Here is a 14,361-nt window from a genome sequence, read left to right on the forward strand (position 1 = left end):
CTAATGGTGTGCCCCGGAACCGGGCACCGGCGACCGGATCCCGCAGCCTGTTCCACACGTGCCGCTGATCGCTCGCCGATCTCACCCGACGGGCCGCCGCCCACCGGCACGGCGAGGACCCGGCTCGGACCGTGGGTCAGGAACGGACCCCGAGCCGCGCGAGGATGTCGGCGTCGACGGCTTCGAGTTCGTCGGCGATGGACTTGTGGGCGGTGCGGCGCTGACCGGCCGACATCGTCTCGGCGGTCTGCACCGCGATGTCCAGATTGTCGAGGCGCTTGGTCATCGCCGCAACGAAATCCGTGGAGTCGGAGCTGGTGTCCTGCGCCACGACCTTTTCCAGTGCCGTCCGGGTGGTCGCGATCCGCGCGGACAGGGTCGCTCCGTGACCGCTGAACTGGCGCAACACCTCCGGTGAGACCCCCGCGCGGTTCGCCTGCAGTGTGGAGAGCTGTTCGCGTCCGGCGACCGCGGCCCGGTAGACGACGGGTGCGGCGATCGGTGCCACGAGCCGGGCGACGGTGAGGTAGCGCTTCACGCTGGCCGGGCTGAGAGCCTTCGCGTCGGCGGCGGCCTGCGCCTCGACGGCGAACTTCTTCGCCTCGGCCTTGCTCACCTTCGTCTGGGACTTGGCGAGCTGCTTGGCGGTCTTGCGCTCGGCCTTCATCTCCTTCTGGAAGTACTTGTGCTCGTTCTTGCGCCGGGCCTTTTGTTCCTTGCGCCGCGACTTGGCGTCGAATTTGGCCTCCAGCTTGGCTTTCGCCTTGAGAGCCTTGGCCTCTGCCTTGCGCTGAGCACGAGTCGTACCGTCGGAGGAGAACAATCCCATCGAATGCCCTTTCGCTGCTGCCGAGAAGACCGCAGTCGACCCCCGGCCTGCTCTCGTTCCGCTCCCGGCGCCGGTGTCGACCGGCTCGCTCGATCGCGTCCGGCGCCGCACTTGGTGGCCCCGCTCGCTTCGCTCCCGACGTCAGGCGCGCGTGATAACAAGTACAAGCATGACATGTGGTTGTATCCGACCACGTGTCCGTCCGTTCGAGCCCGGAAAGGGATGGCGTGGTCCCTGTCGTGTTGTCGCCGCGCGACCTCGCCGGTTGCGAGCACCGGGTCGCCCTCGACTTCGCGCACGACAGACGTCCCGCCGACGAACCCGATCCGCCTGGCGTGCAGCGTCGCAAGGAGGCCGCGGCCGACCATCGAGCGGCGATCCGCGAGCTGCTCCGCGGGGTACACAGCGATCAGCCGGGCGCGTTCGTGGTCGTCGACGCCGATGCGAGCACCGCTGAGCGCGTCGCGGCCACGCTGCGTGCCTGCGACGCCGGGGCGTCGTGGATCTGGAACGCGACCCTGCCGACCGACCGGGAGCACGGGCGCCGTGGCCATTCCGAACTGCTGGTGCGGGTCGGGGACGGCTACACACCGGTCATCGTCGTCAACCACCGGGTCAGCCAGCCGGCGAAATCGACGCCGGAACCGGACGGGCGTGCGCCCAGCCTGGTGACCAGTCCGTTCTGGATGTGGGCACCGAGCCCCGACCCGTATCGGACCGGCCGGCCGAACCGACGGGACAACCTCCGGCTGGCTCATCTCACCGCCATGCTCGTGGAGATCGGCAGGGCGTCGTCGACCGACACGACGGAGTTGCGCGGCGGCGTGATCGGCGTGGACGCGGACTGCATCGTCGTCCTGGACACCGGGGCGATGCTCGAGGACTACTCGGCGATCCTCGAGCATCGGCTCGCGGTCGCGGGTGGGAAGGTCCCCACCGAGCCCCGCCGGATCAGCGAATGCCGTTCGTGCCCGTGGTGGGTGCGCTGCGGACCGGAGCTCGAGGAGAAGCGCGACGTCAGTCTCGTGGCGAGTGGCAACCAGGGTTCGGTCCTGATCGATGCCGGGATCACGACGATCGACGAACTGGCCGCACAGCGCGGGGCCCCACCGGAGGGCTGGCCGGGCGGCGTCCGGTTCGGCGACGCGATCATCAACGCGATCGCCTGGCTCACCGGCACCGAGCTCGTCCGGCGCGTCGACTCGCCGCGGGTCCACCGCGCCGACATCGAGATCGACGTCGACATGGAGAGCTACGGCGAGCACGGGGCGTATCTGTGGGGGACACTGCGCACCGACACCACCGACTCGTCCGCGCCCGTCGAGTACCGCCCGTTCGTCACCTGGGATCCGCTGCCCACGCGCGACGAAGCGCGGTCGTTCGCCGAGTTCTGGGGATGGCTCATGGCCGAACGCGCCGCCGCCCGCGAGGCCGGGAAGACGTTCGCGGCCTACTGCTACTCCCAGCAGGCGGAGAACCGATGGCTGCTGGGGTCGGCCGACAGGTTTGCCGGCGAGCCGGGCATCCCGGCGCGCGCCGAGGTCCAGGCCTTCATCGCATCGTCGGAATGGGTGGACATCTACGAGGCGGTCGGCGAGAACTTCATCTGCCCGCGGGGCAAGGGCTTGAAACGAGTGGCGCCGGTCGCCGGGTTCTCGTGGCGCGACGACGACGCGAGCGGCGAGGCGTCGATGGAGTGGTACCGGGCGGCTGTCGCGCTCGGGGGCGGGCGCCCCGACGACGGGCAGCGCCGGCGACTTCTCGAATACAACGAAGACGATGTCCGTGCCACAAAAGTGTTGCGCGAGTGGATGACCGACGGCGCGGCCGCGCAGGTGCCGCACGAGCGGGATCTGCTCGACCGGTTCCGGGCGAGCTGACGACCTCAGCCGAACCGTTGGGTCGAACGTCTCGCCGCCGCGTCTCAGGGACGCATCGAGCGCAACGAGTCGAGGAACGACCCGCTGCCGAGCAGGGCGACGGCGCCGAGCAGCAACAGTGCTCCCGGCGCCACGCCGAGGACGAACTTCCGCACCGACGTCAACGTCGAGTCCTCCGGCACACCGGTCGAGGCCTGCGGCGGATCGACCGGCGGACCCGCTGCACCCGCAACCGTCTGCGAGGTGTCGGTGCCGTCGGCTTCGACGCCGGTGTCGGGCTGTGGAGAACGACGATCGGTGTCCGGCCCGCTGCCGGAGCCGGAGTCCGGAGTCGGCCCGGTCGAACCACCTCCACCAGGCGGGGCGACCGTCGGTACGTCGGTGACGGCCGGACCGGTGTTCGCGGGGACCCCGGCCAGGTCGGACCCGCTCACATCGCCATCGGACGCCGAGGGAGCGTCCTCCTCCCGGCGGGTGCCGCGGGACGGGTCGTCACCGTCGCCATCGCGCCCGGACGTGGTTTCGCGCCCGGACGTCGACGGATCCGGATCGCCGGTACTGGTCGTGGTCGTGGTCGTGGTCGTGGTCGTGGTCGTGGTCTCGCTCGTCGTGTCCGACGTCCCTGGCATGGGCGACGATCCACAACCGCAGCCCGTGGGATGGGACGGTGCGGAGGACTCGTCCGTGGTCTCGGGGTCCGTGGTTTCGGGTTCGGTCGTCTCGGGGTCATCGGTTGCCGAGCCCGCGGGTGTGTCGGTGTCGGTGTCGTCGACCTCGTCCGTGTCATCGGGATCGCTGTCGGAGTCGGAGTCGGAGTCGGAGTCGGAGTGGGCGTCACCGGCCCAGTCCGCGCCTGGCGCATCGGGGCCGGGTGGGGCTGTCGAGGCCACCCCGGGCGCGACGACGATGAAGAGAATCGCGGCGAGAGCGATCAGAAGGACGGCGAGACCACGCGGCTTGGCACGGGCGCCGCGGGGGGTCGGGAGACGGTGGCTCATCGTTCGTCAGGCGTACAGTCGAGGGGGTGAAACATCGTCGCTGACACCATGCGGCGGATCGACGCGCACCGCGGGCCGAACCCGAATGTTCATCTGACGGATCCGCGTCGGCAACCCATGACCCCCATGAATGTGAAGAACGCCACACTATCGATCGTTACACCATCTTTACAGGTGATACGCGCAGAGCGCGGCGGTCCGGTACTTTCTGATCGTACCGATCGTTGCAACGGCCGTGTACAGCGGGCTTTAATGCTTGCAAATTCAAATTTTGCGTTTCGGAGAAGATTGTCATGACTTCAGGAGGGGCGGAGAAGCCTATGGGCGACACCGGACGCACCGACTCCGATCGTTCGAGGACGACGGACGCGGATGCTCTCGACCCCGGGCTGTTCGCCCGGCGGCTCGAGGAACTGTTCCGGACGGTTCCTGGTCCGAACGGTAGGGCGTACAGCGCGAAGGCGATCGCGGCGCGATCGACCGAGCGGGGTTTCCGACTCGGCGAGTCGTATCTGAGCCAACTGCGATCGGGGAAGGCCAAGTCTCCCTCGTTCCGCACGGTGGAGGGCATCGCGGCCGCTTTCGGGGTCGACGTGCACTACTTTCTCGAGGATCGGGCCGCGCAGCGTACCCGCGACGAGATCGATCTGATGCGGTTGCAGGCCGACACGAACGTCCAGCTGGCGGCCTTCCGCCTGGCCGGGTTGTCGAGTGATTCGGTCACGGTGGTGAACGAGCTGATCAAGGTGCTGCGCGAGCAGCAGGGTCTGCCCAAGGATCCGCCGGACGTGATCGCGGCCGGTCTGAGCGACACCAAGCCGTCGGCCGATTCGCGGCTTCGCGTCGTCGGAGACCACAGCGACGACTGACCGCCGGTGAGGCGTTCGCGGAGCCATTCGTTCCGGACCGAGGGGTGTCGGCCCGGACAGGCCAGCGAAGTCGATCGCTGCGGGTGGATTCCGGCGTGGTGCGCGCTCGTGATTCGATGAGCTCATGCGTCGATCCGAGCGCGCATTGCGCGCATTGTGCCGCGCCGAGCTGAAGGGGCTCGATCTCGATCTGCCCCTCGACGTGGCTCAACTCTGCGAACGGTACGGTGACCGTCGCGGTCGGCCCATCCGCTTGATCGAGCATGCCTTGCCCGCGGGGGTTCCCAACGGCATCTGGCTGGCCGCGACCGACGCGGACTACTTCTTCCACCAGGCCCACACCTCACGCTTGCACCGCAACCAGATCGTCGTCCACGAGTTCGGCCATCTGATCGCCGGCCATCAGATCCTCGGTGAGGCCTCGGCGGCGGGGATCGCCGCCCTGACGCAGGACGAGTCGGCAGCCGCGCTCCGGCGCACGTGCTACTCCGACGACGCCGAGTGGGAAGCCGAGATGCTCGCCTCGTTGATTCTCGGCTGGGCCGAGGACGCCGGCACCGGCGTCGGGAGCACCGCGTCGCACGGCGAACTGCGTGGACTCCAGAAACTGTTGGGGGGTCATCGCGGATGGCTGTGACACGCCGGTCGGTTGCGGCACCGGGAAGAATGTGAGTCCCTGTTGGGCGTGATGACTGTCGCGGGCGGGGGCCCGACGGTCAATCTGCTGGCCTCCGGGGTGGACGTCGGGATCGGCGCGGTCAACGCCGTCGCCGCGGTCGTCTTCGCCCTCGCGTTCTGTTGGCGCCTCGATCAGATCCGCCGTGCGGGATGGGGGTTGCAGCCGCTGGCGATGATGATCGCCGTGGCGGCGCTGACCCTCGCATTCGTCGTCGTCGACGACTCGGTCGCCGACGTGCTCAACGAGGTCGGTTTCACCGGCCTGTCGAGGGTGGCGTTCTACGCGCTCCTCGCGATCGGGGTCGCGGCGCTCGTGGTGGTGTTCTTCTTCCCCGGCAAGGTCACGCGCGAACGCCGGGCCGGATGGGAGGCGTTGCCCCTCGTCGTGGCACTCGTCGGGCTGCAGGTGACCATGATGGTCATCCCGGTCGAGATCCGGACCGCGACCATCGACGAATGGACCGTCCAGAACTGGGGTTTCGCGCTGTTCATGCTGATCGCCAGCGGCTACCTCGCCTACGGCTTCGTCGCCTGCGTCAACAGCGTCCGCAAGTTCTATGCGACGGCGGACGGCTATCTCCGTGTGTCCCTTGGCCTTCTGATGACGGGTCTGACGTGTCTCGCGGTCGGCGCGGTCTGTCAGATCGTGTTCGTGATCGTGTCCGCGACGAACGTCGTTCGGTCGCCGTGGCTCCTGACGACGAATCGGGCCGTCGCCATCGTCGGCGTCGTCACGTTCCTGATGGGGATCAGCTATCCGATGGTCTACGCGCGGGTTCAGTCGGTCGCGGCCAACCGGCGTCGTCGACGCCTCGACGCCGAACTCGTGCCCCTGTGGCGACTGGTGACCGACGCGGTCCCCGAAGTGGTGCTACCGGATGCCGGCCGGCTGACACCGACCACCCGATTGCATCGGCGCGTCGTCGAGACCCGAGACGCGTTGACGCAGTTGAGTCCTCGGGTCCCGGCGGTGTTCGGGTATGCCGAACCCGAGGTGCAGGCGAGGCTGTTGCGGGCCGCCGTGGCCGGACACGATCCGCGAGAGGGTGACGGCGGTGCCGTCCGAGACCTGGCGCCGGCCGATGGCGAGGGTCTCGAAGCTGATGCCGTGCCGTTGATCAGACTGGCCCGGGCGCTCGACGCCGTGCAGTTGGTCGAGGAGCCGGCCGACCGGTGACGCGCCGGCCGGCCCTCGAACAGGCGAAGTCGCCTCAGGTGAACAAGGCGGGTCGGTCGGACTAGCGCGGCGCCATCCGGATCGCGCCGTCCATGCGGATGGTCTCTCCGTTGAGGTAGTTGTGCGCGACGATGAATTCCGCCAATTGCGCGTACTCGTCGGGCTCGCCGAGACGTTGCGGAAACGGGATGCCCTCGGCGAGGGTCTTCTGGAACTCGGGGGTGACACCAGCCAGCATCGGCGTGCTGATGGTGCCGGGGGCGATGGTGCACACGCGCACGCCGACGCGTGCGAGGTCGCGAGCCGCCGAGATGGTCATCGCGTGCACACCACCCTTCGACGCCGCGTAGGCGATCTGACCGATCTGGCCTTCGAACGCGGCCACCGATGCGGTGTTGATGATGACGCCGCGCTGACCGTCGCCGTCGATGGTGGACTCTTCCTGCATGCGGTTGGCGGCCAGTCGCATGACGTTGAAGGTGCCGACCAGGTTGATGTCGATGACCTTGCGGAAGAGGTCGAGCTCGTGCGGGCCCTTCTTGCCGAGTATCCGTGCGGCCCAGCCGACGCCGGCGCAGTTGACCGCGACACGCAGCGGTGCCCCGGACTCGGCGATGGTGTCGATGACGGCCTGGACCTGGGTCTCGTCGGTGACGTCGGCCGCGACCAGCGTGACTCCGTCGGTGGGCGCGGCCTTGTCGATCGAGGCCTGCAGGTCGAGGCCGAAGACCTGGGCGCCGGCTGCGGCGAAACGCCGTGCGGTGGCCGCACCGAGGCCGGAGGCCCCGCCGGTGACCAGTACGGAAGCGCCTGAAACGTCCATGTGTGAGGTGATCCTTTCGCGGTACCCGACCCGTTCTCCTGCCGGCCGCGCCGCCGTCGTCGGCGACGCCGCTCCGGCTCGTGCTGCAGTTTCACGATAGTCAGACGGCTCGCACCAACCGCGAAAGACCCCCTGAATTACCGAACGAGCGCTCGGACGCTCTCGTCGGAACGGAGGCGGTTCTCCCGGCGGATCAGCACGATGCCGATCCCGGTGATGATCACGACTGCACTGAGCGTGCCGGCGATCACGGGCACCGACGCACCGATCAGACCGTCGGTGATGAGCCAGGCCGCGAACGCGAAGAAGAGAACTGCCGCGCCGATCGCGATGACGCGCTCGGGGAGGTGGCGGCCGAGGAGCACACCCACGCCGATGGCGAGAGCGTCGGCGGCGACCATGCCGAGCGTGGACCCGATCCAGACCCCGAGCCAGTCGTTGTCGGTGGCCAGCGTGATGGTCGCGAGCATGGTCTTGTCGCCCAGTTCGGCGAGGAAGAACGCCGACATGACGGCGAAGAACACCGAGGCGCCGACGCGGGTCGCCCGGTTGGACTCCTCGTCGTCGAGCCGGTCTCCGCGCAGCGTCCAGAGGCCGAAGACAAGCATCGCCAGGCCGGCGAGGATCGTCAGGAGCGTGGTGGGTATCGACAGACCGAGGAAGTGGCCGAAGAACACCGAGACCGCGTGCACTGCGGTGGTGGCCACAGTGATCGCGAGGAGGATGACCCACCAGCGATAGCGCAGGGCGTAGGTCATCGCCATCAGCTGTGACTTGTCACCGAGTTCGGCCACGAAGATCACGCCGAAGCTGAGGAGCAGGGCGGCAATCACGGACGCCAGGTTAGTCAGCGCTAACTCGCGGAAGCAACTCGTCGAAGACCCGTATTTCCGCAGGTAGGGCCATCAAAATCAGATGTTCGGGGACCCGTATCCACGGGGTCGGTGACCCGTCGTATGGCCTTCGGACAGCCGCCCCGCCCTACGCTGCGAGAAGCATGGCCAGCACGGCGGTGTCGGGGTCGGCGTTGGGGTCGATACCCACCTGATTGCGGAGGTTGACCACCGTGCCGTCGGCCTCCGCCTCGGCCCATCCCGCCCGGTGTTCGAGCCCGAGTTCGGGGAGTCCGGGTAGCAGCACGCAGCCGGAGGCGACCTGGGAACACTCGGGCAGGGACGGGCGCGTCTGCGACGGGGGATGCAGCATGACCAGCGCCGGCGGATTGTTCAGGAAGCGGCCCGCCTCGACGAAGCTGTCGTCGACGACATTGCCGATCGCGACCATCATCCCGACGGTGTCCGCCTCACCCTGCTCCGGACGCTGCTCGACCACGCCGAAGATCGTCGTCGTGGGCAGGAAACCCGGCCGGCAGGCGATCCGGACCGAGGCCACCAGCGTCTGCGTCCACTCGAGCGTCGACTCCGGCCAGCGGCCCGAGATGAGAATGCCGTTCAGCGTGCCCTCGTGCTGGAACGGTGTGAGGCCGATCGGAATCGATTGCATCATGTCCTCCTCCGACCCGGGCACGACCTCGGGGTGATCCACGGACTGGGGACCGACGGCCGACCCTGGTGAGAAGACCTTCCACCGGTGACGAGGCGTCGACAACTCGAATCACCGTGTTGTGATGGATCTTTAACATGCGAACGAACGACAGCGGTGGTCGCGGAGCACTGTCCCCGCCGGCGGGGGCGACGACACCAGGCACACTGGACCGGTGAAGAACTCGCCCCCGCTGCGACCCATGGAGTTCGCGTCCGTCGCGATCTTCGGCGGACTGACCGTCGCGGCGGTGGTCATCGCGTCGGTCATCCCACTGGCCCAGGCCGCCGGACTGCTCGCCCCGGTGCCGCTCGCACTCATCGCGGCGCGTACGCGGCCGCGGGCCCTGGTCACCGCCACGGTCGCCACCACCGCGGTCGCGTTCGCGATGGCGGGCACCGGCGCGATGGCCACCGTCCTCGGATCCGCGCTGGTCGGCGGCCTGGTCGGCGACATCAAGCGCCGGGGCCGGGGGATCGGTGTGCTCGGGGTCGCCACGCTGGTCGCCTCGCCGGTGCTCGGTGGGATCTCCGTGCTGATCCTCCTGATCCTGGTGCCGCTGCGTGAGCTGACGATCGAGGCGATGACCAACTCCATCCACGGCGTCGCGAAGTGGCTGCACGGATGGGGCCCGACCGGCGGCGTCGCCGATGGGCTCGACGCCATGAGCCGGAGCATCGCTGACGACTGGTGGGTGTGGGTCTGGGTGTCGGGAACCCTCGGCACCGCGATCTCGCTGCTCGTCGCGTGGTGGATCCTCGGTTCCGTGATCAGCAGGCTGCGGGACGTGCCGAGCGAGGACACACTCGACGCCGTCCCGTCGGGGTTCGCCCCGGCCGCGGTGGTCACCGCGGCCCACGATCCGGGCATCGCGCCGCTTCCGCTGGTCTTCGAACATGTCGGATTCGCCTACGCACCGGAGGCGCGCCCGGTGCTGCACGACATCGACCTGCGGATCGATCCCGGTGAGTTCGTCGCCGTCGTCGGCGCCAACGGTTCCGGGAAGTCGACGCTGGCGAAGATCCTGGCCGGGCGTGACCCGTCCACCGGTGTGGTCCACCGGCCGGGCCTGCCCGGTCTGGGCGCGCACGGCGGGACCGCGCTCGTCCTGCAGCGTCCCGAGATACAGATGCTGGGTTCCCGCGTCGCCGACGATGTCGTCTGGGGTCTGCCGCCCGGCGTCGACGTCGACGTCGAAGCACTGCTCGACGAGGTCGGTCTCGCCGGACTCGGTGACCGGGAGACCACAGACCTGTCCGGCGGTCAGCAACAGCGGCTGGCAATCGCCGCGGCGCTCGCCCGGGATCCGCAGCTCCTCATCGCCGACGAGGTGACGTCGATGGTCGACCCGGAAGGCCGGGGACAATTGCTGGCGCTGCTGGCGGGCCTCCCGGCACGCCGGGGGATCGCCGTCGTCCTGGTGACGCACCGCGGCAGCGAGGCGGCGGCGGCCGATCGGGTGATCCACCTGGCCGGGGGACGCCTCGTGCCGCACGCGCCCGACTGGATGCCGGGTCCCGACGCCGACCTGGGCGCGCCGAACCCGCGCCCGTCGCCCCCGCCCGCACCGACCTCGCGGATCGGCGGGCCGCTCCTCGTGCTCGACCAGGTGGGTTACGCGCACCTGCCGGGCTCACCGTGGGAGGTCGTTGCCCTGCAGGACATCTCGCTGACGGTCTACCGCGGCGAGGGACTCCTCGTCGTCGGCGGCAACGGATCGGGCAAGACGACACTCGCGTGGATCATGGCCGGCCTGCTTCTGCCCGGGACCGGTACCTGCCGTCTGCTGGACATCCACGAGAAGATCACTCCCGGAGCGGGTTTCGACGCCGGAACGCCGATGACGGAGCGGGTCGGCGCGGTCGGACTCGGATTCCAGCACGCGCGTCTGCAACTGCAGAAGGTCACCGTCGCCGACGAGATCATGGCGGCCGGTGGGGAGAAGGTGGGCACCGCCGAGGTCGCCCGGGTCCTCGAACTCGTCGGGTTGCCGCGCCGGATGGCGGTCACCAAGGTCGACGCGCTGTCGGGCGGACAGATGCGGCGTGTCGTGCTGGCCGGTCTCATCGCGCGTCATCCCGACCTGCTGGTCCTGGACGAGCCGCTGGCCGGTCTCGATCCGCCGGCACGCGAGGAGATCGTCGCACTGCTGGCCCGGCTCCGCGCCGACGGGATGACCATCGTGATCATCTCGCACGACTTCGAGTCGTTGGAGTCGGTGTGTACCCGGCGCGTCAGGCTGGTCGACGGGCGTCTCCTGCCCGATTCGCAGCAGATGATCGACCAGGCTCCCGGCTGGGACGGAGGAACCCGATGACGATGCGTACCGTCCCGCTGCGGCAGGTTCCCGGCGACTCGTTCGTGCACCGGCTGTGGGCGGGGACCAAACTCGTGATCGTGCTGATCCTCGGGATCATGACCTGGGTACTGCCCTCGTGGCCGGCGCTGGGCATGGTCGCCGCGGTGGTGGTGATCACCGCCCTCGTCGCGGGAATCCCGTTGGGCGCCATACCTCGTCCGCCGTGGTGGTTCTGGGGTCTGATCGGCATCGGCGTCGCGTTCAACGTGTCGTTCGCCGGCATCCCAGGCGCCCTGGTCTTCCTACGCGCGATCACCTTGGCACTCGTCCTCGTCGCCAGTTCGATCCTCGTCATCTGGACCACTCCCATGGCCGACGTGGCGCCGGCGCTGGCGCGGCTGATGCGCCCGCTGCGGTGGCTCCGGCTGCCCGTCGACGAGTGGGCGGTCGCGATCGCGTTGTGCCTCAGGGGTCTTCCGCTGCTCATCGAGGAGTTGCGCATGCTGCGTGCGGCGCATCGCCTCCGGCCGACGGCCAAGGGCCGCAGCGACCATCCGTCGGCAGAGATGGGGATCATGGATCTGATCACCGCGGCGATGTCGTCGGCGCTCCGACGCAGCGCCGAGATGTCCGAGGCGATCACCGCCCGGGGCGGCACCGGCCGCCTGACCGCCCATCAGGCCGGCCCCGGGCGCGCAGATGTGGTGGCGCTCATCGTCATCGGCCTGGCCTGCGCGGTTGCCATCACGGTCACGCTCGTTCTCTGAGGGCGACACTCGTAAGCTCGCTCCTCAGTATCTGCGGCCCGACGGCCGTCGTGGACCGCGACGGAACTCGTTGTCTCGGAGCGGCCCACCCACTGCTCCCTGAGGAGGCCGGAGCTTGCGGAGGCCGTCACGAAGGGTCCTGGTGAGATGCGTCGCCAAACCCTTCGTGGCAGTGAGAATGGGTGTGGGTGGTTGACCGGGTTTGGGTCTGACTTACTTCGTGGCTGACGGTGCTGTCATGGGCGAGATGTGTCGGCCCGGAACTCCGGTCGATCACCTGCACCAAGTGACCTGTGAGGACCGGGGCGGGTGTGACCTGATTAGGACCCTGTCTGGCTGGTAGGCCGTGACTCTTCACTGTCCTGTCCACCCGCCCCGGTGAGGTCATCCCACACCGCAGTGAAGGGAGACACCGCCAGAATGGCTGAGACAGCAGTGACCACGCAAGTGGTGGTACTCGGAGTCGACACCCATCAACAGACCCATCACGCCGCGATCGTCGCCACCGACGGCCGCCCGCTGGCCGATCGCGAGTTCCCGACCACCACCGCCGGCTACACCCAGTTGTGGCAGTGGGCGTGTGGCTTCGGCCGCGTCGAGGATGCCGCAGTGGAATCGAGCGCCTCCTACGGGGCCGGGTTGACCCGGATGCTCACCGCCGAAGGGGTGCGAGTGATCGAGGTCAACACCCCCGATCTGCCGCGCCGCTACGCCCACGGTAAGACCGATCAACTCGATGCCTACGCCGCAGCGATGGCAGTCATCACCGGCCGCGCGACCGCGGTGGCCAAAGACACCCGCGGCGCGGTCGAATCTATTCGGATGCTCACCGTGGCAAGGGCTTCGGCCGTCGAGGAAGCCACCCGCATCGGTAACCAGATCCGTGACCTGTGTACCACCGCACCAGCCGAGTACGCCGATCAAGCGCGCCAGGCCCGCACCATCGCCAAGCGGGCAGCATTCATCAAAGACTTGCCGGTACCAGCCGAGAAAGCTGATCTGTCCGGGCCGGCCGCGGCGTTCGTGCGCGCGGCGCGGTCGCTGCTCGACCGACACCGACTCGCCCAACAACAAGCCCGGTCTTTGGCCCGCGAACTCACACGACTGCTGAGCAAGCTGGTACCCACCCTGCTCTCGCGCCCGCAGATCGGGCCGATCACCGCCGCCCGCCTGGTGATCACCGCCGGTGACAACGTCGAGCGGATGGGCACCGAGGCACGGTTCGCCAAACTCGTCGGCGCCGCCCCGTTACCGGCATCCTCAGGCAAAACCAGCCGTCACCGACTCAACCGGGGCGGGGACCGGCAAGCCAACAGTGCTCTGCACATGATCGCGGTCGGACGCATGAAATCCCACGCCCCCACCCGCGCCTACGTCGAGCGACGTTCCGCCGAACACAAAACGAAGAAAGACATCCTCCGCTGCCTCAAGCGCTACATCGCCCGCGAAGTGTTCCGCGACCTCACCACTGACCTCGGAGCACTTGACAAGCTATAGGACCCTCTCGTCGCTAACGCTCCTCGCACCTCAGGGAGCAATGGATGTGTCGCACTCTCGGATCAGGGAGCGGAGGGAAAGCTCGCAAGTCGCTACTCAGGGAGCAGGGGTTTGCTCGCAGCAGAGAACGTGGCCCCGAACAACAAACAGCGCCGGTCACCCGAAGGTGACCGGCGCTGTTGAGGTTCGGCGAACCGGGATCAGGCCGGGACGACCAGGCCGCTGCCCTGGCTCTTCGCGCGGGCGAGACGCTCGTTGGCGTCGGCCCAGTTCACGACGTTCCACCACGCCTTGACGTAGTCGGGCTTGACGTTCTGGTAGTCGAGGTAGAAGGCGTGCTCCCACATGTCCAGCATGACGACCGGGATGATGGCGGCGGGGATGTTGCCGCTCTGGTCGGTCAGCTGCAGGATGACGAGCTTGCCGCCGATGGTGTCGTAACCCAGGATCGCCCAGCCCGAACCCTGCAGGGTGGTGGCGGCGGCGGTGAAGTGGGCCTTGAACTTGTCGAAGCCACCGAACTGTTCGGTGAGGGCGGCCGCGAGGTCGCCGTCGGGCTCGCCACCGCCGTTGGGCGACAGGTTCTTCCAGAAGATGGAGTGGTTGGTGTGACCGCCCAGGTGGAACGACAGGGTGGCGGAGAGTCCGTAGACCTTGCCGGCGATGCTGTCGTCGTCGCGGGCCGCGGCCAGCTTCTCCAGGGTGTCGTTCGCGCCCTTGACGTAGGTGGCGTGGTGCTTGCTGTGATGGAGCTCCATGATCCTGCCGGAGATGTGCGGTTCCAGTGCCGCGTAGTCGTAATCGAGATCCGGCAAGGTGTATTCAGCCACGATGTTCCTCTCTGAGGTGCTACTCGTTTCCCTGTCCACGCATGGCTCCGACGACTCCGCCGGGCGCCACGCGAATGCTTCCAGCCTTCCCCAGAGCATGGGTGATTGCAACAATCCCGCGCCAAGAAACATCAAGTGCGGTTGAGATGTCAACGACGCGAGAGTGCGTCGG

13 protein-coding genes are annotated in these 14,361 nt (G+C 68.3%); 7 read left to right on the top strand and 6 right to left on the bottom strand.

The window, feature by feature from the left end:
- Positions 1 to 136: 136 nt before the first annotated feature.
- Entirely contained in the window at positions 137 to 829 is a 693-nt protein-coding gene (locus tag LEL84_RS15535; RefSeq protein ID WP_068969999.1) for a DUF6474 family protein, read from the bottom strand.
- Between the two features lie 227 nt (positions 830 to 1,056).
- On the opposite strand from LEL84_RS15535, the gene LEL84_RS15540 reads away from it, so the two are divergent.
- Complete coding sequence (locus LEL84_RS15540; RefSeq protein ID WP_226512074.1) at positions 1,057 to 2,709, top strand: TM0106 family RecB-like putative nuclease; 1,653 nt, start codon at positions 1,057 to 1,059, stop codon at positions 2,707 to 2,709.
- Positions 2,710 to 2,753: 44 nt separating this feature from the next.
- Here the strand turns inward: LEL84_RS15540 and LEL84_RS15545 are convergent, their stop codons facing one another.
- Positions 2,754 to 3,707, bottom strand: coding sequence for a hypothetical protein (locus LEL84_RS15545; RefSeq protein WP_226512075.1), 954 nt, complete (start codon positions 3,705 to 3,707; stop codon positions 2,754 to 2,756).
- A gap of 293 nt (positions 3,708 to 4,000) precedes the next feature.
- On the opposite strand from LEL84_RS15545, the gene LEL84_RS15550 reads away from it, so the two are divergent.
- The 3 genes from LEL84_RS15550 to LEL84_RS15560 all read left to right on the top strand — a co-directional run bounded on the left by LEL84_RS15550 (position 4,001) and on the right by LEL84_RS15560 (position 6,431).
- Positions 4,001 to 4,576: a helix-turn-helix transcriptional regulator gene (locus LEL84_RS15550; protein WP_058253707.1), complete on the top strand. Its 576-nt coding sequence runs from the start codon at positions 4,001 to 4,003 to the stop codon at positions 4,574 to 4,576.
- 124 nt (positions 4,577 to 4,700) lie between these two features.
- Positions 4,701 to 5,213, top strand: coding sequence for a hypothetical protein (locus tag LEL84_RS15555; RefSeq protein ID WP_058253708.1), 513 nt, complete (start codon positions 4,701 to 4,703; stop codon positions 5,211 to 5,213).
- Between the two features lie 51 nt (positions 5,214 to 5,264).
- Complete coding sequence (locus LEL84_RS15560) at positions 5,265 to 6,431, top strand: MAB_1171c family putative transporter (protein ID WP_226514329.1); 1,167 nt, start codon at positions 5,265 to 5,267, stop codon at positions 6,429 to 6,431.
- 61 nt (positions 6,432 to 6,492) lie between these two features.
- On the opposite strand, the gene LEL84_RS15565 is transcribed toward LEL84_RS15560, so the two are convergent.
- From LEL84_RS15565 to LEL84_RS15575, 3 genes are all read right to left on the bottom strand, one after another.
- Positions 6,493 to 7,254 (bottom strand): SDR family NAD(P)-dependent oxidoreductase, encoded by a 762-nt coding sequence (locus tag LEL84_RS15565; protein ID WP_165629234.1) that lies wholly within the window; start codon positions 7,252 to 7,254, stop codon positions 6,493 to 6,495.
- 137 nt (positions 7,255 to 7,391) lie between these two features.
- Positions 7,392 to 8,087 carry a TMEM165/GDT1 family protein gene (locus tag LEL84_RS15570; protein ID WP_205333921.1) on the bottom strand — a complete coding sequence of 232 codons (696 nt, stop codon included), beginning with the start codon at positions 8,085 to 8,087 and terminating at the stop codon, positions 7,392 to 7,394.
- Between the two features lie 148 nt (positions 8,088 to 8,235).
- On the bottom strand, positions 8,236 to 8,757 hold the full coding sequence (locus tag LEL84_RS15575; RefSeq protein WP_058253731.1) for a hypothetical protein: 522 nt from the start codon (positions 8,755 to 8,757) through the stop codon (positions 8,236 to 8,238).
- 214 nt (positions 8,758 to 8,971) lie between these two features.
- Between LEL84_RS15575 and LEL84_RS15580 the strand changes: the two genes are divergently transcribed.
- From LEL84_RS15580 to LEL84_RS15590, 3 genes are all read left to right on the top strand, one after another.
- The gene (locus LEL84_RS15580; protein WP_226512076.1) at positions 8,972 to 11,113 is read left to right on the top strand and encodes an ABC transporter ATP-binding protein; all 2,142 of its coding nucleotides are present in this window, start codon (positions 8,972 to 8,974) and stop codon (positions 11,111 to 11,113) included.
- Entirely contained in the window at positions 11,110 to 11,862 is a 753-nt protein-coding gene (locus LEL84_RS15585; protein ID WP_065631284.1) for an energy-coupling factor transporter transmembrane component T family protein, read from the top strand. Before LEL84_RS15580 ends, LEL84_RS15585 begins: the two co-directional genes overlap by 4 nt.
- 420 nt (positions 11,863 to 12,282) lie before the next feature.
- Positions 12,283 to 13,359: an IS110 family transposase gene (locus LEL84_RS15590; RefSeq protein WP_137811085.1), complete on the top strand. Its 1,077-nt coding sequence runs from the start codon at positions 12,283 to 12,285 to the stop codon at positions 13,357 to 13,359.
- A 200-nt stretch (positions 13,360 to 13,559) separates the two neighbouring features.
- Here the strand turns inward: LEL84_RS15590 and LEL84_RS15595 are convergent, their stop codons facing one another.
- Positions 13,560 to 14,189: a superoxide dismutase gene (locus LEL84_RS15595; protein ID WP_004021423.1), complete on the bottom strand. Its 630-nt coding sequence runs from the start codon at positions 14,187 to 14,189 to the stop codon at positions 13,560 to 13,562.
- Positions 14,190 to 14,361 lie beyond the last annotated feature (172 nt).

The sequence above is a fragment of the Gordonia sp. WA4-43 genome (genome assembly GCF_020520305.1).
Taxonomy (GTDB): Bacteria; Actinomycetota; Actinomycetes; order Mycobacteriales; family Mycobacteriaceae; genus Gordonia; species Gordonia hongkongensis.

What these genes read in the sequence shown, in the direction of transcription:
- LEL84_RS15535 (WP_068969999.1), bottom strand. Translation starts at nt 829, where the DNA reads ATGGGATTGTTCTCCTCCGACGGTACGACTCGTGCTCAGCGCAAGGCA.
- LEL84_RS15545 (WP_226512075.1), bottom strand. Translation starts at nt 3,707, where the DNA reads ATGAGCCACCGTCTCCCGACCCCCCGCGGCGCCCGTGCCAAGCCGCGT.
- LEL84_RS15550 (WP_058253707.1), top strand. Translation starts at nt 4,001, where the DNA reads ATGACTTCAGGAGGGGCGGAGAAGCCTATGGGCGACACCGGACGCACC.
- LEL84_RS15555 (WP_058253708.1), top strand. Translation starts at nt 4,701, where the DNA reads ATGCGTCGATCCGAGCGCGCATTGCGCGCATTGTGCCGCGCCGAGCTG.
- LEL84_RS15560 (WP_226514329.1), top strand. Translation starts at nt 5,265, where the DNA reads ATGACTGTCGCGGGCGGGGGCCCGACGGTCAATCTGCTGGCCTCCGGG.
- LEL84_RS15565 (WP_165629234.1), bottom strand. Translation starts at nt 7,254, where the DNA reads ATGGACGTTTCAGGCGCTTCCGTACTGGTCACCGGCGGGGCCTCCGGC.
- LEL84_RS15575 (WP_058253731.1), bottom strand. Translation starts at nt 8,757, where the DNA reads ATGCAATCGATTCCGATCGGCCTCACACCGTTCCAGCACGAGGGCACG.
- LEL84_RS15585 (WP_065631284.1), top strand. Translation starts at nt 11,110, where the DNA reads ATGACGATGCGTACCGTCCCGCTGCGGCAGGTTCCCGGCGACTCGTTC.
- LEL84_RS15590 (WP_137811085.1), top strand. Translation starts at nt 12,283, where the DNA reads ATGGCTGAGACAGCAGTGACCACGCAAGTGGTGGTACTCGGAGTCGAC.